18 protein-coding genes are annotated in these 20,986 nt (G+C 71.0%); 2 read left to right on the top strand and 16 right to left on the bottom strand.

Features of this window, described 5'->3' with window-relative positions:
- Positions 1–1,088: 1,088 nt before the first annotated feature.
- The 7 genes from ACNFOC_RS08700 to ACNFOC_RS08670 form a co-directional block, all read right to left on the bottom strand.
- Positions 1,089–1,835 (bottom strand): DUF1775 domain-containing protein, encoded by a 747-nt coding sequence (locus ACNFOC_RS08700; RefSeq protein WP_416958378.1) that lies wholly within the window; start codon positions 1,833–1,835, stop codon positions 1,089–1,091.
- Between the two features lie 44 nt (positions 1,836–1,879).
- On the bottom strand, positions 1,880–2,533 hold the full coding sequence (locus ACNFOC_RS08695) for a hypothetical protein (RefSeq protein ID WP_416958376.1): 654 nt from the start codon (positions 2,531–2,533) through the stop codon (positions 1,880–1,882).
- Positions 2,534–3,172: 639 nt separating this feature from the next.
- Positions 3,173–4,249, bottom strand: coding sequence for an ABC transporter substrate-binding protein (locus ACNFOC_RS08690; protein ID WP_416958374.1), 1,077 nt, complete (start codon positions 4,247–4,249; stop codon positions 3,173–3,175).
- A 454-nt stretch (positions 4,250–4,703) separates the two neighbouring features.
- Positions 4,704–5,609 carry a bifunctional 5,10-methylenetetrahydrofolate dehydrogenase/5,10-methenyltetrahydrofolate cyclohydrolase gene (locus ACNFOC_RS08685; RefSeq protein WP_416958372.1) on the bottom strand — a complete coding sequence of 302 codons (906 nt, stop codon included), beginning with the start codon at positions 5,607–5,609 and terminating at the stop codon, positions 4,704–4,706.
- Positions 5,610–5,689: 80 nt separating this feature from the next.
- Entirely contained in the window at positions 5,690–6,598 is a 909-nt protein-coding gene (purU, locus tag ACNFOC_RS08680; protein WP_416958370.1) for a formyltetrahydrofolate deformylase, read from the bottom strand.
- Positions 6,595–7,467, bottom strand: coding sequence for a methylenetetrahydrofolate reductase (locus tag ACNFOC_RS08675; RefSeq protein WP_416958368.1), 873 nt, complete (start codon positions 7,465–7,467; stop codon positions 6,595–6,597). The genes purU and ACNFOC_RS08675 overlap by 4 nt, the downstream gene beginning before the upstream one ends.
- 70 nt (positions 7,468–7,537) lie before the next feature.
- Complete coding sequence (locus ACNFOC_RS08670) at positions 7,538–8,923, bottom strand: aminomethyl transferase family protein (protein WP_416958366.1); 1,386 nt, start codon at positions 8,921–8,923, stop codon at positions 7,538–7,540.
- A gap of 329 nt (positions 8,924–9,252) precedes the next feature.
- Between ACNFOC_RS08670 and ACNFOC_RS08665 the strand changes: the two genes are divergently transcribed.
- A complete protein-coding gene (locus tag ACNFOC_RS08665; protein WP_416958364.1) occupies positions 9,253–10,560 on the top strand; it encodes a PucR family transcriptional regulator in 1,308 nt (435 codons plus the stop codon).
- Entirely contained in the window at positions 10,557–11,447 is an 891-nt protein-coding gene (locus ACNFOC_RS08660; protein ID WP_416958362.1) for a methylenetetrahydrofolate reductase, read from the top strand. The genes ACNFOC_RS08665 and ACNFOC_RS08660 overlap by 4 nt, the downstream gene beginning before the upstream one ends.
- 59 nt (positions 11,448–11,506) lie before the next feature.
- Here the strand turns inward: ACNFOC_RS08660 and ACNFOC_RS08655 are convergent, their stop codons facing one another.
- The 9 genes from ACNFOC_RS08655 to ACNFOC_RS08615 all read right to left on the bottom strand — a co-directional run bounded on the left by ACNFOC_RS08655 (position 11,507) and on the right by ACNFOC_RS08615 (position 20,982).
- Positions 11,507–12,370, bottom strand: coding sequence for an ABC transporter permease (locus ACNFOC_RS08655; RefSeq protein ID WP_416958360.1), 864 nt, complete (start codon positions 12,368–12,370; stop codon positions 11,507–11,509).
- A gap of 43 nt (positions 12,371–12,413) precedes the next feature.
- On the bottom strand, positions 12,414–13,511 hold the full coding sequence (locus ACNFOC_RS08650) for an ABC transporter substrate-binding protein (RefSeq protein WP_416958358.1): 1,098 nt from the start codon (positions 13,509–13,511) through the stop codon (positions 12,414–12,416).
- Positions 13,512–13,524: 13 nt separating this feature from the next.
- On the bottom strand, positions 13,525–15,117 hold the full coding sequence (locus ACNFOC_RS08645) for a carboxylesterase/lipase family protein (RefSeq protein ID WP_416958356.1): 1,593 nt from the start codon (positions 15,115–15,117) through the stop codon (positions 13,525–13,527).
- 89 nt (positions 15,118–15,206) lie between these two features.
- The gene (locus tag ACNFOC_RS08640) at positions 15,207–15,914 is read right to left on the bottom strand and encodes a GntR family transcriptional regulator (RefSeq protein WP_416958354.1); all 708 of its coding nucleotides are present in this window, start codon (positions 15,912–15,914) and stop codon (positions 15,207–15,209) included.
- Between the two features lie 100 nt (positions 15,915–16,014).
- Positions 16,015–16,869 carry an amidohydrolase family protein gene (locus ACNFOC_RS08635; RefSeq protein ID WP_416958352.1) on the bottom strand — a complete coding sequence of 285 codons (855 nt, stop codon included), beginning with the start codon at positions 16,867–16,869 and terminating at the stop codon, positions 16,015–16,017.
- 36 nt (positions 16,870–16,905) lie between these two features.
- Positions 16,906–17,889 carry an ABC transporter substrate-binding protein gene (locus tag ACNFOC_RS08630; protein WP_416958350.1) on the bottom strand — a complete coding sequence of 328 codons (984 nt, stop codon included), beginning with the start codon at positions 17,887–17,889 and terminating at the stop codon, positions 16,906–16,908.
- Positions 17,890–17,928: 39 nt separating this feature from the next.
- Positions 17,929–18,807, bottom strand: coding sequence for a hypothetical protein (locus ACNFOC_RS08625; protein WP_416958348.1), 879 nt, complete (start codon positions 18,805–18,807; stop codon positions 17,929–17,931).
- Positions 18,804–19,976, bottom strand: a complete 1,173-nt coding sequence (locus ACNFOC_RS08620; RefSeq protein ID WP_416958346.1) for a DUF3500 domain-containing protein — start codon at positions 19,974–19,976, stop codon at positions 18,804–18,806. The genes ACNFOC_RS08625 and ACNFOC_RS08620 overlap by 4 nt, the downstream gene beginning before the upstream one ends.
- A 94-nt stretch (positions 19,977–20,070) precedes the next feature.
- On the bottom strand, positions 20,071–20,982 hold the full coding sequence (locus ACNFOC_RS08615; RefSeq protein WP_416958344.1) for a substrate-binding domain-containing protein: 912 nt from the start codon (positions 20,980–20,982) through the stop codon (positions 20,071–20,073).
- Between the last annotated feature and the right edge of the window lie 4 nt (positions 20,983–20,986).

Genomic DNA, 20,986 nt, shown 5'->3' with positions numbered 1-20,986 from the left:
CGGCGGCTCTCGGCGTGCATCTGAAGGCGCGCGGCCTGAGTGCCAAAGTGTTCGGTTCGCCGAGGAACTGGTGCCCGAGGTGGAGCAGGTCCGGGTCCTCGGGGTCGACCGGCAGGCCGACGCCTTCCATCTCAAGCTCGCCTCGGGCGAGGAACTGCGGGCGGCGGCCGTGGTGGTGGCCAGCGGTACGGACGGCGTCGCGCACGTCCCCGAGCCGCTCGCCGGGCGTGAGGTGGTCGTGGTGGGTGCCGGATGGTCGGCACAGGAGAGCGCCGCGCTGCTGCACGAGGCCGGTGCGCGGGTCCAACTGCTGGTGCGGGCACAGAGGTTGGTGTTCGGCGCGGGGCCGACTCCGCCCCCGTACTGGCAGCCCGACACCCCGCTCGGGCGTTCCTGGGGGCTGTACGGTGTCGTCCACCAGGCCGCCGCCTTCCGCTTCCTGCCCGCTGCCACGCGGCTGCGGCTGGTCAAGCGGGTGCTCGGTCCGTTCGGGTCGTGGTGGCTCAAGCCGCGCCTCGACGGAGTCGTACCCGTGCGGCTGGGAGAGCGGATCGCCGGCGCGCGACGGCAGGACGACGGCATCCTGCTCACCACGGGGGGACGGCGAGGCCGCACCCACGAGGTCGCGGCGGAGCACGTGCTGGCCGCGACCGGTTACCAGGTCCGCCTGGACGGGCTGGACTTCCCGGCCCCCGAACTGCGCGCCGGAATCACCCGCACCGCCGGCTTCCCGCAGCTCGACGCGGGGCTCCAGTCCTCCGTGTCCGGCCTCTGCTTCACCGGCATCCAAGCGGCGGCCACCTACGGGCCCCTGATGCGGTTCACCTGTGGCACCGCGTTCGCCGCTCCCCGCCTCGCGACGGCCGTCGTGGCGTACCGGGCGAGGCGACAGCGGAGGCCCGCACGGAAAGAGCCCTGGTCTGCGAGTGCGGTCACAGGCTCTCGCAGGCGAGGACAGCGCGGGCGCAGGGAGTTCCGAGGTGCGCGGTTGCCCGAAGGAGATTCCTGCTCGCTTTCGGGGCCAGGGCCTCTCCACCCCGGACGCCGGGGTGGAGAGGCGCACGGCTCATCGAGGGTTCAGCTCTGGCTTACTCCTGCACCGCACCCCGTCGTCGTACGACGAACACGGCGATCGCGGCCACGGCGAGGAGCGCCCCGACGATGCCGATCCAGGCTCCGGCGGACAGCCCGCCGTCGTCGTCCTTCTCGGTGTCGGAGGCGGCGGCCTCCGTGGACGGCGAGGCGGTGGCCTCCTCGGCAGGCGTCGTCGGCGTCGGCGACGCGGACTCGCTGGGGGAGGGGGAGGAAGCCGGCTTGGCGCCCGGTGCGGCGGCCTTGAGCTTGAGGACCGGGGCAGGGTTCTCGCCGCTCTCGTCCAGCTCGATCCAGCGGTCGGTGTGCCCGTCGCCGTAGGTCTGGAGCGTCTTGAAGGCCAGCTCCTTGGCGTCGGGGAGCTGCTTGACGACGACGGAGTACTCGGCGTTGACACCGGTCTTCACGGCCGGGCCCTTGACGGTGTAGCCGTCGGCGGAGGCGGTGAACTTCCAGCCCGTGGGGCCTTCGCCGTACGTCACGGCGGCCGGGTCGATGCCCGAGGGGAGGACCACCCGGATCTCGGTGATCCCGGCGGTGCTGGACTCCGACTCGGCGTCGAAACTGATCTCGACGTTCTCGGCGAGAGCCTGAGCCTTGTCCGACTCGACCTCCACGTGGGCGAAGGCCGGGCCGGCGGTCAGAAGAACGGCGGTGGCAGTCGCCGCGGTCACCAGGGTCAGGCGACGGAGGGTGCTGTGCTGCTTCGTGGCACGGAACATGGGTGCGGTGTCTCCAGGCATGGGGAAAGCGTCGGGCGGCTCTGTGAACTGCCGCTCCGGCATGGTCAGTTGGCGAGAACGAGCCCTGCCTGGGGAGGGCCCCGCCGTACCACCACGTCCATGAGGACCGCCCCGAGGAGCGGCGGCCGGTCCAGCCATGCGAGGGCCACGGCTCCCCGCATGCCGGACCCGGCCTGAATCTGCCGCTCACCCAGCAGCGAGCGCGCCACGGCGATCCGCGCCCGCACCAGGTCGACGGCCGTCGTCAGCCCGCGTGCGACCGACCAGCAGACGGCGTCCGCGCGGTGCAGCAGTACGGCGACCAGGAGGGCCACGAGCACATGCGCCACCGTCATCGCCGTCGAGGCGTGCAGCCGTTCGTGCCAGGCGCTGTGGGCGTCGGCCGGGTGACGCAGGTGCGAGGGCATGGCCATCGTCGGTGAACCATCGGCGTGTTCCGCCAACAGCCACAGGTGCAGTCCACCCTGCGCGGCACCGCACGTCGCCACCACCGCGGTCAGCGAACGGGGACGCCGTGCCCCGGCGAGGCCGACGGCGAAGAACACCGCCGCCGCTGTCGCGCTCTGCCGCCACGGCACCGGGCCGTCGTCGACCAGGTGATGGGCGCTGACCCCCAACACCGTCCCGACGACCGCGAACACCGCCGCCCGGAGGGCGGGCAGGGGCGCGTGGTGCGTCGTCGTACGGAGCGGGTTCATGGCCTGCCCATCATCAGGCATGGCCCGGGGCGGCCGGAGGCCGGATCCCTAAAGAGGCGGCTCGTCCGGATTCCCGCCCGCCGAACTCGAAGGACCCGTTGCGGAGTGTCTGCAGCATTTCGCCCAGGGAGACCCGTCCCACAGCTTCGACGACGTTCCCTACGAGTTGCGTGGCGGCGTCCCCGTCCTGCCGGACGCGATTGCGTCGCTTGCCTGTCGCCTGGAACAAACCATGTAACTCGTCGACCACACCCTGCTCATCGGCAGCCGGCTGTGCGCCGAGTACGACCCCGCGGCCACGCCGCTGGTCGTGCACCGACACCGCGAACACGGCGTGGACGCGTGAGGTCACGGTGGCGAGTGCTGCGAACGGCGCCGACGGTAGGCAGCGGCGGACCTGTGCAGGACCGGCACAGCACGTGTGGGCACCTCCTGCTCCGGCCCCAGCCTCCACACCATCGTGGTTGCTTTCGGGGAGGGGCGTCGCAAGAGCCCTGCCTGAACTTTCGATGTTCACGGCGATGGCCGTGAACACGTGTTGCTGGTGCCGGACTCGGACCCGGTCCTGCCCGCGACGTTGCCGGCGGCGGCGACCGCGGTCCGTTCCTTCCCGCCCTGTTCCGGCTCGCCCCCACCGTTCTACGGGAGGTACTTGTCGGTCCAGTTGTCGGAGGTCACCTTGGCCGTCCCCGGCAGTGTGCCCAGCGAGTTGATGAACGCCAGGGTGGTGTTCCAGCCCGCCGTTCTCATCGCGCCGTCGGCCGGCCAGTCGACCAACGGCAGGCTCGACCTGATCACGTTCGCCGGCACGCCCGGCAGTGCCTTCCGCGCCACGCTCTGCACCGTGGGCGAGCCGAGGTGGGCGTTCATGTACGCGGTCGCCTGCTGCACCGCGGTGACGAACTTCTTGGCGGTGGCGGCGTGCCCGCTCAGATAGCTGTTGCGGGCCACCACCAGAATGCTGTACCCGATCTTCGCGTTGGACCAGGCCGGGACCTTGGTCGCGTCGGCGACCACCACGCCGTCTCCGGAGTCCTGGATCTCCAGCGGGGTCGGCTCGGACGTGGTGAACCAGTCGATCTCGTTGCTCTTCAAGGCGGTCTTGTCGGCGGCCGCGCTCAGCAGCGAGACCCATTTCACCTTGTCCGGGTCGACGCCGTACTCCTTGAGGAAGAGGCCCGCCTCGGCCTTGGTATTGGCGGAACTGGAGCCGCCGGTGGATCCGGCCAGCGCCTTGGCGACCTCCGCGGCAGGCGTGTCGGCGGTCAGGTCGTGCTTCTTGGCGAACCTGGTGCTGACGATGAGCCCCAGCGGGTTGCCGCCGCCGTCGGTGGAGATCGCGGTCTCCGGAAGGTTCTTGGCGACGGCGGAAAGGAAGTCAGTGGGGCTGTCGTTGAGGAACTGCACCGAGCCCGACTGGAGTGCCGAGGTGTCGGTCGCGGCGGTCAGGGTCACGAACTTGACCTTCAGGCCCTGTTTGGCGAAGTAGCCGTTGGCTTCGGCCACGCGCATCGGTATGTCGAAGATGTTGCCACCGACGCCCACGGTGATCGTGCCGCCCGAGCCCGAGCCCGAGCCCGAGCCCGAGTCGGCGCCGCCGCACGCGGTCAGCAGCGTGGCGCCGAGCGCGGCCGCGCTCACCACCACCAGGGCCCGGGTGCCGGGGGAGGTGCGGAACGTGCGCGGAGCGCGGACGTGCGGGGTGCGATACGTCATCAGATCTCCTGTCATCATGCCTGTCGGGTGTCGGACACGAACTCGGTCTCGGAGCTGTGCGACGCACGCTGCGCACGGGTACGTCGGTCGGGTGGCGGTCTGCGCGCACTTGGTGTCTCCGGTCGCCCTCCCTTCCCGTATGCCATCCGGCGCACGGCGAACGCGGCCTCCGGGGGCGCCGGACTCGCCGAGGTTCTTGCCCGCGATGGAGCGGACGTCGGTCTGCGTGACCTTGACGCAGGTCTCGTCGTAGCCGGCCCGACTCGCCGACCGCGCGAGCGGCATGGTGCACGCCCCGGAAGACGGTGACCGAGCCGGCGGGGGTACGCGTGTCCCTGCCGCCGCGAACAGTGTCGTCGGGCATGTCCTGCGTCCCGCCCTCTCCATGGCCTCCATGGTCTCCATGGCTGTCTCTCTTTCGGGTGTGGCGGGTTCCGGTGGAGGGACGGGCCCGTCACACCGGCACCCCACACCGGTCGGTCGGGCCGGGACGGGGTCTCGTTCGGGTGTCCCCTTCGGCGGCGCGCAGGGTGTTGGCCAGGAGCATGGCGATGGTCATGGGGCCGACCCCGCCGGGGACGGGGGTGATCCGCCCGGCGATACCGCGGAGTTCGGCGGTGCGGGCGTCGCCGTGGAGGCCGGTGGGCGTGCGGTGGATGCCGACGTCGATGACGGTGGTGCCGGGGCTGATGTGCTCGGGGCCGATGAGGCCGCGTACACCGGTGGCGACCACGACGATGTCGGCGGGGCGGGCGATGGCGGCCAGGTCGGTGGTGAACTCGTGGGCGACGGTGACCGTGGCCCCACGATGCAGCAGAAGCTGGGCGAGAGGACGGCCGACGAGCTCTCCCCAGCCGACGATCGCGACGCGCGCTCCCTTGAGTTGGATGCCCTCGGCGTCGAGGAGTCGGACGATTCCGCTGGGGGTGCAGGGACGCAGTCCGCGTTCGCCGCGTGCGAGCAGGCCGGCACTGGCGGTGGTGAGGCCGTCGACGTCCTTGGTGACCGGGATGCGATCGATGAGAGGAGCTGCCGTCAGCTGTGGCGGCAGCGGAAACTGGAGGAGGATGCCGGACACGGCGGGATCGGCGGCCAGTTCGTCGATGACGGCGGCGACCTCTTCCTGAAGTGCGCTCGCGGCGAGGTGGCGGTGCAGGTCGCGCATGCCGGCCGCACGGACGGCGCGGCGTTTGGCGGCGACGTACACGGTGCTCGCCGGATCGTCACCGACCAGGATCGTGGCCAGGCCCGGCACGATGCCGGTGGCGGCCAGGCGCGTGACGTCTTCGGCGACCCGGGCCCGGATGGCACGGGCGATCTTCGTGCCGTTGATGGTGATCGTGGTGATCGTGATGGTCATGGTGCCGAACCGCTTTCTGTCGGCGAGCGATTCACCCGGTGCCAGGAACCGGACCTCGCCCTGTCGCGGTGGGGTGGCCCTCAGGTGAAGACGATGGTGTGGTTGCCGTCCCTGATGACGCGGTCCTCGGCGTGCCAGAGCACCGCCCGGGAGAGCACCGCGCGCTCGACGTCCGCGCCGCGGCGGGCGAGGTCCGAGGCGGTGTCGGCGTGGGTGACGCGCACGACGTCCTGCTCGATGATCGGGCCCTCGTCGAGGTCGGGGGTGACGTAGTGGGCGGTGGCCCCGACGAGTTTGACGCCACGTTCCTTGGCCTTGGCGTAGGGGCCGGCGCCGATGAAGGCCGGCAGGAAGGAGTGGTGGATGTTGATGATGGGCACACCGACCTGCTCGATGAGGTCGGCGGAGAGGATCTGCATGTAGCGCGCGAGGACGACGAAATCGACGTTGCCCTTGAGCAGCCGGAGGTGTTCCGCCTCGGCGGCCGACTTGTCGGGGCCCATGGACGGGACATGGAAGAAGGGGATGCCGAAACCGCGTACGTCCTCGGCGGTGTCGGGATGGTTGGAGACGACCATGGCGATACTGACCGGGAGTTGGCTCTGCCGGTGGCGCCACAGCAGGTCGAGCAGGCAGTGGTCGGACTTCGAGGCGAAGATGGCGACCCGTTTGGGTACCGACATGTCGCGCAGCGTGTAGGTCAGGCCGTATGTGCTGGCCAGTTCGTCCAGGGCGGATCTGATGCCGGGGAGGGCGGCCCGGAGCCCGTCCAGTCCGAAGACGGCGCGCTGGTAGAACGTGCCGTCCCGCGGGTTGTCGGAGTACTGGTCCAGGGACACGATGTTGGCGCCGCGCTCGCCGAGCCGGGAGGTGATCGCGGCGACGATGCCGGTGGCGTCGGCTCCCTTGACGATCAGTGAGGCCTGCTGGGCGGGCGCCTCGGCCGCCGTCGTCCGCCGGGCGGGGGGCGCGGCCTTGGCGGTGGTCATGCGAGGGCTTCCTTCCGGAATCCGGTGACCCACTCGGAGGTCGCCCGCAGCCCGCCGAACGTGTAGAAATGCACCTTCACCTCGCCGTGGCGGCCCGGCTCGTAGCCGTCGGCCAGGGCGCGGAGGAACCGGTCGGGTCCGGCCGTTCCCATCAGACCGGTGAGCGACAGACCGTACTTCTTGGCGACGGAAGCGCCGGCGCCGACCCCGAACCGGGCGGCGTAGGACATCAGGCGCCGCACCCCGGCCGGGCCCGGCACGCCGATGCGGACGGGGAGCGTGATGCCGCGCTCGCGCACCGCCTCGATCCAGGCGAGGACGGGGTCGACGTCGAACGCGAACTGGGTGGTGATGCCGCCGCTCAGCCCCCGCTCGGCGAGTTCGGAGTCCTTGAGACCCAGGGCGGACCACAGCACGCCACCGGGGATGGCGGGATGGCCCTCCGGGTAGCCGCTGATGCCGACGTGGTGAACGCCGTACCGCTGGAGCAGTCCGGTCCTGATGAGCGACAAGGAATCGTCGTAGGGGCCTTCGGGCCGGTGGGGGTCGCCCCCGACGACGAACACGTTGTCGCAGGTGCCGTCCGACCGGAGACCGGCGAGGAAGTCCTCGAACTGCCGCTGGGAGCCGAGCCGGCGGGCCGATATGTGCGGCACGGGGACGAAACCGAGGCGCTTGACCGCGCGCGCGGCCGCCAGCCGCATGGTGAGGTCCTCGTTGCCGAGGAAGGTGACGTTGATCCGGGTCCCCCGCGGGATGGCGGTGGCGGCCTCCTCCAGTCTGGCCACGTCCTTGCCGGTCATCTCCAGGGAGAAGTCCTCCAGCAGCGGTGTACTCACCGCCGCGGGCGCCGTGCTGCCCACATTCATGATGCTCCTTGTGAACGCGTGGAGTCGCGCAGGAAGGGAAGTCGCCCTCCACGCCGACGAGTTGGTGACCTCAGGCCTGCGGGGCGGTGCGGTACTTCGTCCGGGCGAAGCGGTCGAGCGGTGCGGACTCGACCGTCGCGCGGATCTCGATCTGCTCATGGGGCTCGACGGTGGGCTTCGCCGAGCGTGGGCTCTCCCCCCACAGCACCCGGACCTCGGTTCCCGGCCGGGCGATCTCCTCGTCGACGACGGCCAGCGAGACCACGGCCTGATCACGCACGACGTAGCCGCAGTCCATCGAGACCCCCGCCCGGCGGCCTCCCGACAGCACCGAGTCCAGCTGGAACTGTCCGTACCGCGCCTTGGGAAGGCTGAAGTACTTGTACGTCGGTCCGGGTGTCCAGAGCGACGAGAACACCCGGGCGACGTCGTCGGCGTTCCACACGAGCGTGACCTTGTGCCGGTGCGGTTCCCCGGCACGGGCACGCAGCGCGTCGCGGCCCACGAAGTCGTGGTCGAACTTGACGAGCCGTCCGTAGCCGAGGTCGTGGGGCGTGACGTAGTAGTCGGTGATGTCCGGCGAGTTCAGACTTCCGCCCAGCGAACCCGCGCTGGTGGCCGGCAGCCACTCCCGGTACGCCGCGAGGTTGTCGTCGGTGAAGATCGCGGGCATCGGGCCGGGGATCCAGCCGGACTCCAGGTTGGCGGTGGAGTAGGCGACGGCGCCGACCTGCTTGATGCCGAACTCCTCGCCCGACCGCCGGATCGCCTCGTAGATCTCCGCTCCCTCCTCCCACGGGCCGAACAGCTCGAAGCCGACCTGCCCGGCCATCCCGTGCCGAAGGGCCCGGACCTGCCTGCCGGCGATCGTCAGCGTGGTCATGCCGAAGAACTTCACGTCGGGTATCGGCTGCCCGGTCAGCTTCTCCACCAGCGGGCCGGCCGAAGGGCCCTGGACCTCGAACCGGTAGAGCTTCGGCGGACGTCCCGCACGCTGGACCGACTGCGGGTCACGCTCGACGGTCACGTCCCAGTCGCCGCCGCGCGCGTTGAACTCGACCCAGTCGATCACCGTGCGCCGGCCGACGAGGTCGACCGAGGTGTCGTCGAGACCGAACAGGACCGCGTCACCGATGTAGAACCCGTCGTGGTTGACGGCCACGAACTGCTTCGCCCTGTCCTTGCCGAATCCGGCGAAGCTGTTCACGCCGAGGTGCTCCAGCAGCCGGACGGTGTCCGGACCCTCGATGAACAGGTCGACCATGTGGTGGGACTGATCCAGCAGCGCGCACGAGTCGTGCCACGCGAGGGCCTCCTCACGCCAGTTGGTGAACTCGCCGGGGACGAAACCCAAGCCGTGCGAGAACGCCCTGATCGGCTGGTTGCGGATGAGGTCGACGGCGTTGCCGACGCGATCGATCGCTGCTTGGAGACTCTCGGGTGTCGCCTTGTCCACGGTGCGCCTTCCGTCCTGCGAATGAGCCGGGTCCGACCGGATCCCGGCGGAGAGCCACGCTTTTGGCCTGGTGAAACGCTCGCAGAGCGGGGGCGGCCCGCGCACGGTCGCCGACCCCAAAGAGACGCGGCCGATGCTTGTGGCCGGGCACAGTGCCGCGGCCGCCCCGTTGGCGGAAAGTGGTGTCACGAAGCCGGCGAACACCGCGCCGGTGCGGTGGGAGCAGGCGGAAACGGCCTGCGCGGGGCCTTCGCGGGCCCGGCATCGATCGTAGGGTGGCCTGGCCGCCGCGGTTCTGAGAGGGAGGCGTTCGCCACGATCACTGCCGGTTGTACGTCGCCCGTCCCCGGGCCGCGCACCCGATGACCGCCCCGCGCGACGAGTTCGCCGACCTCCGTCACGTCATGGCTCTGTGCGGTGAACTCTCCAGCCTGGCGACGACCGACTGCGACCTCGAACAGATCGTGACCGTCGTGGCCGAACGCGCCGGTGTGTGGGCTGCGGTGGTCGACGATTCGCTCTCGGTGCTCGCGCTGTGCGCGGGCGCGTCCGGCCGTGCCGGTGAGGAGCAGCTCACGAGAGTGCTCGACACCGACCCCGAGGCCGTCTCACAACTGGTCGCCGCGGCGGCGCACATGCGCCGCGCCCTCTCCCTGCCCGCTTCGGGCGCCTCGGCGGTGTCGCTCGTGGTGGCGCCCATCCTCGTCGGCGACGACTCGGTGGCCCATCTGGTGACCGCCGGTCACGACGTCGACGAGACCGGCGAGGACGCCCGGATCATGGTGACGGAGCACGCGGCCATGGTCTGCGCGGTGGTCCTCGGCCGCCGTCGGGTCGTCGCGATCGCCGCCGGCCGCGCGCGCCGGGAACTCTTCGACGCGCTGGTGTTCGTCGGTGACCGCACCGAGGCCGACGTCAAGGGATGGGCCCGGCACCTCGGTATCGAACCGGACGAGCGGCATCGGGTGCTCGTGGCGGCGCCGTACTCGCCCACCGGTGCGCCCGCTCCGGCGGCGACCGACGTGGTCGAGCACATGATCACCACGCGCTGCCCGGCCGCGACGGTCGTGAACCGCGACGCCGAGGTGGTCGCGCTCGTCCCCGGTCACGACGACGCCCCACTCGCCCGTCAGCTCATCGCGCTGGCCCGGCTGTGCCGCGAGGTCGTGACGGCACGCTTTCCCGGGGTACGGCTCGTCGCCGGGCTGGGTGACCCGCACACCGGAGCGGTACAGATCAGCACGGCGTACGCGGAGGCCCGGCGTGCCGTCGACGTCGGCCGGCTGATGACAGGGCTGTCCGATGTGACCGTGTTCGCCGAACTCGGCGTGCACCGACTGCTGGCCCACGTGCACGACCCCGGCGAACTGGCCGGGTTCGCCCGCGACATGCTGGGGGATCTCATCGACCACGACCAAGCGAACGGCACCGACTACTGCGCGACGCTGACCGCCTACTTCCGTCAGAATGGAAGCCTGCGCCGCGCGGCCGCCCTGCTGCACACCCACCCGAACACGGTGGCCTACCGCATCCACCGGGCCGAGAAGATCACCGGCCTCGACCTCGGCGCCTACTCCGACCGGCTGGCGGCTCAGGTGGCACTGGAGATCGTCAACGGACTGGGAGGCAACGCGTGAGGGACGTTGTGGCCGCGCGAGGTGTCCCCCTGCTGGGTGCGTACGTCGTGCCGCAGGCGGGCGATCGGGACTCCGCCGCCGGTGCCGCCGCCGCTGTCCGCGCGGCCGGCGCCGATCTCGTCGTCACCGCGACCTCCGGGCCCGAACGGCCGCGCTACACCAGCACCAACCAGTCGATCGACCTCGCGGCGGCGTGCCAGAACCGTGCCGGGACACCCGCCCTCGCGACGGTGACCACCTGGAGCCGGACCGTGATGGCGTTGCAGGCGCACCTCCTCGGCGGGCACGCCCGCGGAGTCACCCGGCTGATCTGCGGGAACGGAAGCCCGCCACCCGTCGGCGACCGGTCGAAGACCGACGGTCGGTGGGCGGTCGACGCCGTCGGGCTGATCGAGCTCCTGCGGGGACTGAACGAGGGCACGGACCGCTACGGCCTGCGGCTGGAATCGGCCACGAACTTCGACATCGGGGTCCGGATCAGGGCGGCGCCTGTACTCTCGGCCGCCGCCCGCACCCGGACCCGCCGCAAGATCGACGCCGGAGCGCATTTCATCGTCACGAGCCCGGTCTACACACAGAACGCCCTGGACACGTTGCTGGAGGTGATCGACGGCGATGTACCGGTGCTCGCCACCGTGCACCCCTTGCGCTCCCTCGCCGAGGCGGAACTCCTCCGTCACGAACTCCCGGACGGCTGCGTTCCCGCCGGGCTGATCGAGCGCCTTGAGCGTGCCGGTGACGGGGCAGCCGAGGAAGGGGAGCGGATCGCGGTGGAACTCGCCGCCCAGTTCGCGAACCGCACGCAGGGCGTCATCCTGTCCCGGGCCGACCGTCCGGAACTCGTGTCGCGTGTGCGGGCCGCGCTGGTCCGCCCGGTCGTCGGCTGACGCTGCCGGGCGCGCCGCCGACCGCCCGCCGGACCGTCCGCCTGCTCGCCGCCGCTCGCTCAGGTGGTCTTGCGGCCCGATCGTCGGTCGCCCAGGCCGAGGCGCTTGAGGGCGAGTGTGTCCAGTGCGGTGAGTATTCCGTTGAGGATGAGCGTCATCGCCACCAGCACGATCAGGCCCGCGAACTCGGTCGGGGCGTCGAGGTTAGTGGCGGCGGTGAACAGCTCGTGGCCGATGCCGTCGGTCGAGGCGATGAACTCACCGCCGATGACACCGAGGATGGCCAGCGGCCCGCCCGTCTTCAGCGCCGCGAAGAACGGCGCGGCCAGCGTGGGAAGGGTCACGTAGCTGAGCACGTGGTGCCGGCGCCCGCCCATCACCTGGACGATCTCCACGAGTTCGCGTTCGCGCAGCCGTAGGCCCAGGTAGATGTTGTAGAAGACCACGAAGGACACACCCGCCGCCGCGATCGTGATCTTCGACATGGGGCCGATGCCGAAGAACAGCAGGAAGAGCGGCGCGAGCGCGATCTTGGGGATGCCGTTGACGGCCGCGATCAGCGGCTCGAACACCCGGCCCGCGAGCGGGACCGAGCCGAGCACCAGGCCCATCACGGTGCCTATCGCCACGCCGATCCCGAACCCGGCCACGATCTCGAACGACGTCGTCTTGATGTCGGTCCACCCGGTCGACGAGCCGAGCAGCTTCCACAGGGCGTGCGACACGTCGGTCGGCTTGCTCACGGCGTACTCCGGCAGGACGGGTCCGCTCATCACCTGCCAGAGGACCAGGCAGAGCGCGATCACCGCGAGGCGCAGCACCACCACCAGGGCGGTCCCCCGCCACGCACTGTTCCTGACGCCTCCTGCTCGGTCCACCTTGACCTCGGTCTTGCTCTCCGCGCTACTGGTGGCAGTCGCCATTGTCTGCTCCTTCTGGTTCGCCGGTGCGGCACGCCCGGCGGTCTTACGGCAGGTACTTGTTGGTCCAGTCGTCGGTGGTGACCTCGGCGCCCTTGGGAAGCGTTCCCAGGCTGTCGAGGAAGGTCATGGTCTTCTTCCAGCCGGCGGCGTCCATCGAGCCGTCCGTGGGCCATTCGACCTGCTGGAGACTGCTCTGCACCACGGCGTCCGGCACGCCGGTGAGCGACTTCTGCGCCGCCTTCAGCACCGTGGTGTCGTCGCTGTCCTTCAGGTGCGTGTTCATGTACGCCGTCGCCTGCTGAACCGCCGTGGCGAACTTCTTGACGATGTCGGGGTGTTGGCCGGCGTAGCTCTTCTGTGCCACCACGAGCTGTCCGTAGCCGGCCTCTTCGGCACCCCACTCGGGGACCTTGACCGGGTCGGCGACCACGATGCCGTCGCCTTCGGCCTGGATCTGTAGCGGGATCGGTTCGGAGGTGACGAACCAGTCGATCTGGCCGGTGTTGAGAGCGGCCTTGTCCGCGGCCGGGCTCGGCAGCGACACCCACTTCACCTTCTTGTCGGGGTCGACGCCGTACTTGTCGAGGAAGATGCCGGCCTCGGCCTTGGTGTTGGCCGAGCTGGCGCCGCCGGTCGAGTCCGCCAGCGCCTTGGCCACCTGCGCGGCGGGGGTCTTCGCGGTCAGGCCGTGGGCCTTGGCGAACTTCTTGCTGACGATCAGGCCGAGCGGGTTGCCCAGGCCGTCGGAGGAGACGGCGACCTGCGGAAGCTTCTTGGCGAGGGCGGACACGAACCCGGTGGGGCTGCTGTCGAAGAACTGCACCGAACCCGACTGGAGCGCCGAGGGGCCGGTCGCCGCGGTCAGTGTCACGAACTTCATCTTCAGACCCTGCTTGCGGAAGTAGCCGTTGGCGTCGGCCACTTGCAGCGGTGTGTCGAAGATGCTGCCGCCGCCGCCGACCGTGATCTGGGTGAGCCCGTCCGAGGTCGTGGTGGTGGAGTTGCCGCCACAGGCGGTGAGCAGAGCCGGGCCGAGCACCGCGGCCGAGGCCAGGGCGAGGAGCCGGCGGCTCCTGCCGGGCCTCGCTCGCAGTCGCGGTCCTCTGCGGAACGGGGAGGTGGCCGAGTTGTCGTATGTCATGAGGGGTCTCCTGTCACCAAGCGGGCTGCGTACGGAAAAAGCGTTGCCAGAAGTCGAACCGGGGCGGGTCCGCCACCGGGATCGGGCCGAAACGGTCACCGACCTCCATGACCGACGGCGTGTCCTGTGCCCATGCGGGCCAGTGCGGCAGGCCGGGGCCGTTGGGATCACCGGTCGCCGCGAAGTTGGCCCAGTAGCCGCTCATCGTCTCCGCGACGGCGTGGTCCTCGTCGGTCCACTCGGCGCGGCCCGGGTGGAGGTTGCCCCACACGAAGTCGATCTCGGAGCCGTGGGAGGCACGGCGGGTGTCGTGTCCCGCGGGGGAGGCGTAGGTCCAGAAGTACGTGTAGACGGGACGGCTCGCCCGCGCGGACCAGTCCTTCGCCCACAGCCAGGTGGAGATCCGGGCGTTGTCGCGCACCGCGGCGCAGTGGGCGTGTGCCGCTTCGTCGTCGGTGCGGGCCGGGTAGAGCCGGAGGAACTCCTCGGCCATCGGGCCGAACTTGATGCGGGACGCGGAGACGAAGTCCGCCAGCGTCAGATGGACCGGCGGGGCACCCGGCCGCCAGGTCCTCCGGCCCGCCGCCCGGTACTCCGCGAAGGCCGTGGCGGGAACCGCCCCGCTCTCGTCGAGGTTGTTCCCGGCCAGGTACCCGACCTTGTTCTGAAGGCCTTTGGTGTACGTCTCCGCGTAGCCGCTCGGCAGCACCCGGCCGCCGACGGCCGGGCGGAACAGCGGTGGCTTCGCCGGACCGCCCGTCTCCACGGCGTGGTCGACCACGGAGGCGTTCCCGTCGACCAGCCGCTGCCAGGGCAGCGACCGCAGCCGCTCGAGGGTGCGCGCCCCGCGCTCCGCCGCGTAGCGGGTGCCGGCGGCCTCGGCGTCGGCCAGGGTCCTGTAGGACGTCCCCAGATAGCGCAGTTCGGGGTCGCGGAAGTGGCGGGCGTGGCTCTGCGCGACAGCCCGGTGGAAGAGGCCCTCCGCCAGCGGTGACATGCTCAGGAAGTTCACCGATCCGGCGCCGGCCGACTGCCCGGAGACCGTGACCCGGTCCGGGTCGCCGCCGAAGTGCGCGATGTTGTGCTGGACCCACTTCAGTACCGCGATCTGGTCGAGCAGCCCGTAGTTGCCGGAGGCGTGGTGCCCGGACTCCTCGCTGAGTTCGGGTGTGGCCAGGAAACCGAAGGCGCCCAGGCGGTAGTTGAAGGTCACCACCACGACGCCCAAGCGGGCCAGTGCCTCGCCGTCGTATCGCGGGGTGGCGCCCGTACCGACGCGGAAACCGCCGCCGTGGATCCACACGAGCACCGGGCGCGGCTGCCCGTCCGCGGAGTCCGCTCCGGTCCAGACGTTGAGGCGCAGACAGTCCTCGCTCATCGGCAGGCCGCTGCCGTACAGCTCGGACCCCGGCACCTGCGGGCACATCGGGCCGAAGCGGTCGGCCTTGTACACCCCGGTCCAGGGCACCGGAGGGCGGGGCGGTCTCCAGCGGAGATCCCCGACCGGAGGCGCCGCGTAGGGGATGCCGCGGAAGACGGTGACCGACCTGTCCCGTCCCGGGATGCCCGCTACCAGGCCCGCTTCGGTCTTCACCGGCTGGTGCATGGTCTCTCCTTCTGGTCGGTGACGGACGGTTCGCCGGTCGGCCCGGCTGGGCGTCGCGGGCGCGTGGGCAGTTCCACGGCAGCGGGCCCCTATGCGTCCGCCGCCGTTGCGGAGGTGCGCTTCTGTTGCGCCTGGAGCAACAGCGCGTGCCGGGCGGAGGCGACGTGGTGGAGCATGGCGGCGACGGCCGCCGGCGGGTTGCGGGTGATGATGGCCAGGAGGATGGTCTGGTGCTCCTCCAGCGACCCGGCCCGTGGGTGCGGTGCGGAGAGGTTGCGGTACTGGCGCATCACCAGGGGGTACAGCAGCGTGTCGTACGCCCGTGCCAGGGTCTGCTGGTGCGCGGCCTCCTTCACCTGCTGGTGGAAGCGCCGGTTGCCCCGGGAGTAGCCCGTCGCGTCGCCCCGGGACTGGCAGTCCTCCATCGTCTCCAGCGTGGCGCGGAGTTGGGTGATCTCCTCCTCGGTGGCGCGTTCGGCGGCTTTGCCCGCCAGGGCGGACTCCAGCGTCTCGCGGGCCTCCAGGATGTCCGCGGCCTCCTCGACCGAGAAGCTGCGGGTGCGGACGCCCCGGTTGACCTCGCTGGTCACGTAGCCCTCCTGGGTCAGCCGGACCAGCACCGCCCGCATGGTGCTGCGCGAGACGTTGAACATCCTGGTCAGGTCGGCCTCGGTGAGCCGGGCGCCGGGCTCGACGCTGCCCGACAGCAGCAGCGAGCGCAGTCCGTCGTAGGCCTGGCTCTGGCGGGTCGGAGACATCCGCCCCGCGTCTTCGTCGAAGCCGTTGGAATCCATCATGATCACCCTGTGGGTCTGCTCGGAGAGGACGACTGCCGGCGGGAGGACGGCCGATGCGTGGCCGGGCCCTGACGACAGCGGAACGACTGCGGTCGAACGCTCACGCGCGGACGAGCCCCGGATACAGCCGCCGGGCCGTACCCGCGAAGATCTCCCGCCGGTCCCGCTCCGGCAGCCCGGCGAGCAACTCCTCGGCGAGGGCCAGGAGTTCGGGCAGGGACTGCTCGGCCGCCGGCAGGTTCGACCCCCAGGCGATCCGCCCCGCGCCGAACGCCTCGACGACCGGTCCGAGGAAGTCACCTGCCTGCTCGCCGGCGTCCCGCAGCCGTTCGAGGTTGCGGTGGGTGAGCTTGAGGTGCAGGCCCGGGTGTACGGCGAGTTCCGCGACCTCGGAGCCGGCGCGCGCGGGCGAGGCGGCGATGTCGGGGTAGCCGATGTGGTCCAGGAGCACCTTCACGCCCGGGAACCGCCCCAGCAGTTCCACCAGTTGCCCGGTCGCCGGTCCGAGGCGCATCTGGAGGCAGACCGGCAGGTCCAGTTCCGCGGCCTGCTCCCAGAAGGGGAACGTCTCCGGTGCGACGAACCACTCGCCCTGCGTGGGCACGGTGCTGCCGCTGGTGAACAGCCGCACCCCGGCCAGGCCGCCGTCGCCGACCGCCGCCTTGAGCGAGGCGGCGGCGTCCGGGCGCAGCGGATCGACGGTGCCGACGGCCACGAAGCGCTCCGGCCGCTGCCGGGAGCTGTCGAGGACGTACGAGTTGTCGTAGCCGTAGTTCGTGGTGGCCTGGACCAGGACGGCCTGGTCGATGCCGGTCTCGTCCATGCGGGCGACCATGCCCTCGGCGGTCACGGGCCGGGTCGCGGCCCACTCCGACTGCTTCCCCCCGATCGGTGCCTTGGGGTAGCGGGTCGGGTCCTCGGAGATGATGTGGCAGTGCGCGTCGACGACGTCCACGGGGTGGTCCCTTCTGTGTGGTGGGTACGGGCCGGCTCAGGCGTCCGGGTAGTCGCCCGCGGCGAACAGCGAGCGCAGGTCGGTGGAGAAACCGGGGTCGAGCAGTCCCTGGTCCTTGGCGAACCGCACCATCGCGTTCAGGCTGGGCTCGTTGGCCGCGATGCCGTAGGGCACGGGATCGCCTCCGATCCGCTGTCCCTGGCGGGCCAGCCGGGGCACCGCCGACCACCCGGGGTGCGCGGCGAGATGCCTGCGCTTGCTCTCCGCGAACGCCGCGTAGAGCCTGGTCGCCAGGCCGGGATCGGCGTCCACGAGTTCGGAGCGCAGCGCGATCAGTGAGTGCAGCGGGTAGACGCCGGTGCGCAGGTAGTGGTCCACGGCGAGGGTCCCGGCCTCGGGGAACAGCGGGTAGGGGCCTTCGTCGGCGGCGGGCTCGGGCTCGGTGGCCGCCGACCAGCCGGCCCGGGGTGCGCCCGCGCGCCCCGTCCCGGCGTTGCCGGTCAGCGCGGCGTCGATCTCCCCGGCGCGCAGCAGCTCGCCCAACGAACGGCCGTCGGTGACCCGCTCGACGTTGGCGGGAACGCGGCCCTCGATGTGGTCGTCGTCGTCCACCACCCAGGTGATCTTGTCGATGTCGACGCCGTACTCCTCACGCAGCACACCGCGCACCCACACGCCGGTGCTCACCGAGTAGGCGCGCACACCGACCCGGCGTCCTTCCAGGTCCCGGGGCACACGGATGCCGGAGTCCGCGGCGCACTGCACGTCGCCGTGGTGGAAGCGCCGGTTGAGGAACACCGGCACCGCGGTCAGCGCGATCCCTTCCTGACGTGCCATCAGATACGACACCGGGGCCAGTTCGCACACGTCGAACTCCAGGTCCCGGATCATCCGCCGGTAGGCGCCGATGACCGGCCTGACCTCCACCGGCTCGACGGCGTAGCCGTCCACCCCGACGTCGCCGTCCAGCAGCGGCTGCGCGTGCGGATAGTCGCCGAGCACCACCGTGAGCTTGTTCATGCGTTGTCTCTCCTCGTCTGTGTGTGGGGTGCGGCAGGCTCAGCCGCCGAGGCGGGCCGGCGGTACGCCGAGCGCCGTGCAGGTCCGCTCGACGAGTTCGTCGTAGTCCACCGCGCGCGGGATCACGTCCTGTTCCAGGGCGTAGGAGGCCGCCTTGGTGAACGCGGCGCGCAGTCCCTCGAAGCCCACCGGGTGCAGGGCGACCGGGCCGCCCTCCTCCTTGGCGGCGAGCACCGACCGCATCGCGTCGTACGCGGCGAGCACGGCGGCGGGATGCTCAGCGGCGGCGGCCTCGGACACGCCGACCACGTGGTTGACCGGGATGAACCCCTGGTCCTTCGACCACTGTTCGGCGACCTGGCGGGCGTTGTCGACGGCCGTGCGGACACGGTCGTCGGCAGGCAGCTCGTTGCCCATGATCCCGAAGTCGATCCGGCCGTCGAGGAAGTCCGCCGGCAGCTTGGTCCCCGCCGGCGCCCGCTGCACCCAGGACGGGTCCTCGGCGCCCTCGACGTGATGCCCCTCGTACGTCGTCCACTCCGCCTTGCGCAGGTCGACGCCGTACTGCTCGGTGAGGAACCCGCGCATCCACACACCGGTGGTCTGGCTCCAGGCGCGGACTCCGACGCTGTGCCCCTCGACATCGCCGACCGACAGCCTGCCCAGGGTCACCAGTGTCTGGTGCTGATGGCGTCCGAGGGTGGTGACCGGCAGCAGCAGCACCGGCTTGCCGTAGGCGAGGGCCTGGAGAACGGTCACGATCGCCAGTTCGCACAGGTCGACGTCCGACGCGTTCACAAAGCCGCGGGAGGCCTTGTGCACCGGCTTGATGTCGACCCGCTCCGGCTCCGCACCCGCCTCGCGGGCCGCCGACAGCGCGGCTGCCGCGAGATCGTCACGGCCGAGCACCAACTTCATTTTTCGCTCCTCTTGCTTACGGACCTGTGGTGCCGCTCGTGGTGCCGGCGCAGCAGGTCCATGCCGAAGTCGTTGCCGTTGGGGGTGCGGACGACGGTGTGGATGTGCCGGCGCGAGGGGTAGTCGTTGTCGAAGAGGACACCGGCCATGTGCTCGAACTCGACGAGGATCACCGGGCTGTGGAAGCGGTAGTAGAAGGTGCCGTCCGGGTCCCCGATCCACGCGAAGTGGGTGTCCCCCTCGTGGGCCCGCACCTCGTCCATGCGCACCCGGGCGTGCCGGTCGCCGGCCCGGTTCACGTACAGCCCGAGGAGCCTGAGCGCGGTCTCCCGCTGGCCCGGGGACATCCCGCTCAGCGGCAGCCCCTGGTAGCTCAGCTCGTGGTTGTCCCGGAACGCTCCGACGAACAGCTCCTGCGGCAGCGTGTCCGCGATGACGGCCCGCTCCCGCTGCCCCCCGTCGAACTGGGTGAACAGCTCGTGGCCGAGCGCCTCCTCGCCCCGGAAGGCCACGGTCCCGGCGTACTTCCCGGACCCGGCGATCACCGGCTCGGCGCCCAGGAAGGAGGGGGTGAGGACCATCTGGTCCCCGACGAACACGCAGTTGATGTTGACGTGGTGCCCGTCGAGCTGCCAGCCCCACGGGCCGCCGCTCGAAGGTTCGCCGTAGAGGGAGAACCAGTACAGCCACTCGTTGAGGCCGTGCGTGTTGTCGCTCAGCTCGCCGATGGTGAGGTTGAGGCGCATCAGGTCGACCATCTGGCGGTAGCCGTCCGCGCTGAGGCTCTCCCGGACGACGGCCAGGGCCCGCTCGCGCCCCGCGTCGTCGAAGTCCTCCAGCAGCAGGCCGTGGCGCAGGAAGTACCGGGCGCCGTTGTTCCAGTGGCGCCAGCTCACGTCGTCCATCGGGAACCGGCCCTCGGCGAGCTGCTTCTCCGTCAGTCCCGCCAGGTATTCCTCCGCCGCCCGGTACACCTCGCGGACGTCCGCGCCGGTGTCGCGCAGCGGGAACAGTCCCGCCTGGACGCCGTCCGGCGTGGCCACTCCGCGGAAGGGCTCGTGTGCCGCCTTCACCCGCCAGGCGACCTTGTCGAGCAGGTCGGGTGTCCAGATCTCGGGCTTACGGGTGGGCGGGTTGCCCCGCTTGCGCAGCCCTACCGGCTCTCGCATCGCCGCTCCTCCTCTCGCTGTTTCCTTGGTTCCGTCACGCGTGTGTTCCTTCACGGGGGCACCGCCACGCGGCGCGCCCCCGCCGGTCGTCTCCTCACCTGTCGAGGAAGGCCGTTCGCTCCTCGATCGCCGCGACGTCCACCGGCTCGCCGATGAGGCCCTGCTCCAGGGCGTACCGTCCGGCGATCTCCAGGCAGGCGGTCAGCGCGTCGCTCCACCCGGCCGTGACCGCGCGCCCGGCGGGGGAGTCGTCGCGCTCGCCCGCGGTGTCCGTGATCGTCCGCTTCAGGGCCCGGTAGAAGGCGCGTACGGCGTCCGGGGTATCGCGCAGTACGTCGTCGCGCACCACCAGCAGGTGGTTCGCCGGGATCGTCCCGTGCCGCTGAGCCCACGCCAGCCCGGCGTTCTCGGCGTCCGGGACGAGCGGGACCAGGCCGGCGCCCTGCCCGCCGATCGCCTTCGGACCGAGGACGGCCGCGCTGACGTCGTGGGAGCGCAGCAGGTCCGCGACCCGCTCGGCCCCGGACCGCTCCACGTACGGGGGGTTGACGTACTGGGCGACATGGACGTCCTCGGTGGTCACCCAGGTGACGTCGGAGGACTTGACGCCGTATTCCTCCTGGAGCCAGCCGCGCACCCACAGACCGGTGGTCTGGCCGTACGCACGGACGCCGACGCGGCGGCCGACGAGGTCCCCGGGGCCGAGTTCCGGGCCCTCGGGCAGCCGGGTCAGCGAACGGTGGTGGGTGCTGCCCACCAGCACCACCGGCAGCAGGGTCACCGGGATGCCGGCGTCCCGTGCCTGGAGGTAGGTGGCCATCGGCATCTCGCAGATGTCGTAGGCCAGGTCGCGGACCATCCGGGCGAAGGCCGGGGGCAGTGGGGTGGACTCCGGGTACCGGCAGTCGACTCCGTCCACGGGGACGGTTCCGTCCTTCAGCGGGCGGGTGTGCGGGTGGCTGCCCAGCATCACGGTCAGCGGTGTCTTCGGGTGTGTCTCGCTCATGTCG

This window comes from Streptomyces colwelliae (assembly GCF_048158785.1).
GTDB lineage: Bacteria > Actinomycetota > Actinomycetes > Streptomycetales > Streptomycetaceae > Streptomyces.
The sequence above is the reverse complement of the archived record's forward strand: the minus strand, read 5'-3'. Positions and strand labels throughout refer to the sequence as shown.

What these genes read in the sequence shown, in the direction of transcription:
- ACNFOC_RS08700 (WP_416958378.1), bottom strand. Translation starts at nt 1,835, where the DNA reads ATGCCTGGAGACACCGCACCCATGTTCCGTGCCACGAAGCAGCACAGC.
- ACNFOC_RS08695 (WP_416958376.1), bottom strand. Translation starts at nt 2,533, where the DNA reads ATGAACCCGCTCCGTACGACGACGCACCACGCGCCCCTGCCCGCCCTC.
- ACNFOC_RS08690 (WP_416958374.1), bottom strand. Translation starts at nt 4,249, where the DNA reads ATGACGTATCGCACCCCGCACGTCCGCGCTCCGCGCACGTTCCGCACC.
- ACNFOC_RS08685 (WP_416958372.1), bottom strand. Translation starts at nt 5,609, where the DNA reads ATGACCATCACGATCACCACGATCACCATCAACGGCACGAAGATCGCC.
- purU (WP_416958370.1), bottom strand. Translation starts at nt 6,598, where the DNA reads ATGACCACCGCCAAGGCCGCGCCCCCCGCCCGGCGGACGACGGCGGCC.
- ACNFOC_RS08675 (WP_416958368.1), bottom strand. Translation starts at nt 7,467, where the DNA reads ATGAATGTGGGCAGCACGGCGCCCGCGGCGGTGAGTACACCGCTGCTG.
- ACNFOC_RS08655 (WP_416958360.1), bottom strand. Translation starts at nt 12,370, where the DNA reads ATGGCGACTGCCACCAGTAGCGCGGAGAGCAAGACCGAGGTCAAGGTG.
- ACNFOC_RS08650 (WP_416958358.1), bottom strand. Translation starts at nt 13,511, where the DNA reads ATGACATACGACAACTCGGCCACCTCCCCGTTCCGCAGAGGACCGCGA.
- ACNFOC_RS08645 (WP_416958356.1), bottom strand. Translation starts at nt 15,117, where the DNA reads ATGCACCAGCCGGTGAAGACCGAAGCGGGCCTGGTAGCGGGCATCCCG.
- ACNFOC_RS08640 (WP_416958354.1), bottom strand. Translation starts at nt 15,914, where the DNA reads ATGATGGATTCCAACGGCTTCGACGAAGACGCGGGGCGGATGTCTCCG.
- ACNFOC_RS08630 (WP_416958350.1), bottom strand. Translation starts at nt 17,889, where the DNA reads ATGAACAAGCTCACGGTGGTGCTCGGCGACTATCCGCACGCGCAGCCG.
- ACNFOC_RS08625 (WP_416958348.1), bottom strand. Translation starts at nt 18,807, where the DNA reads ATGAAGTTGGTGCTCGGCCGTGACGATCTCGCGGCAGCCGCGCTGTCG.
- ACNFOC_RS08620 (WP_416958346.1), bottom strand. Translation starts at nt 19,976, where the DNA reads ATGCGAGAGCCGGTAGGGCTGCGCAAGCGGGGCAACCCGCCCACCCGT.
- ACNFOC_RS08615 (WP_416958344.1), bottom strand. Translation starts at nt 20,982, where the DNA reads ATGAGCGAGACACACCCGAAGACACCGCTGACCGTGATGCTGGGCAGC.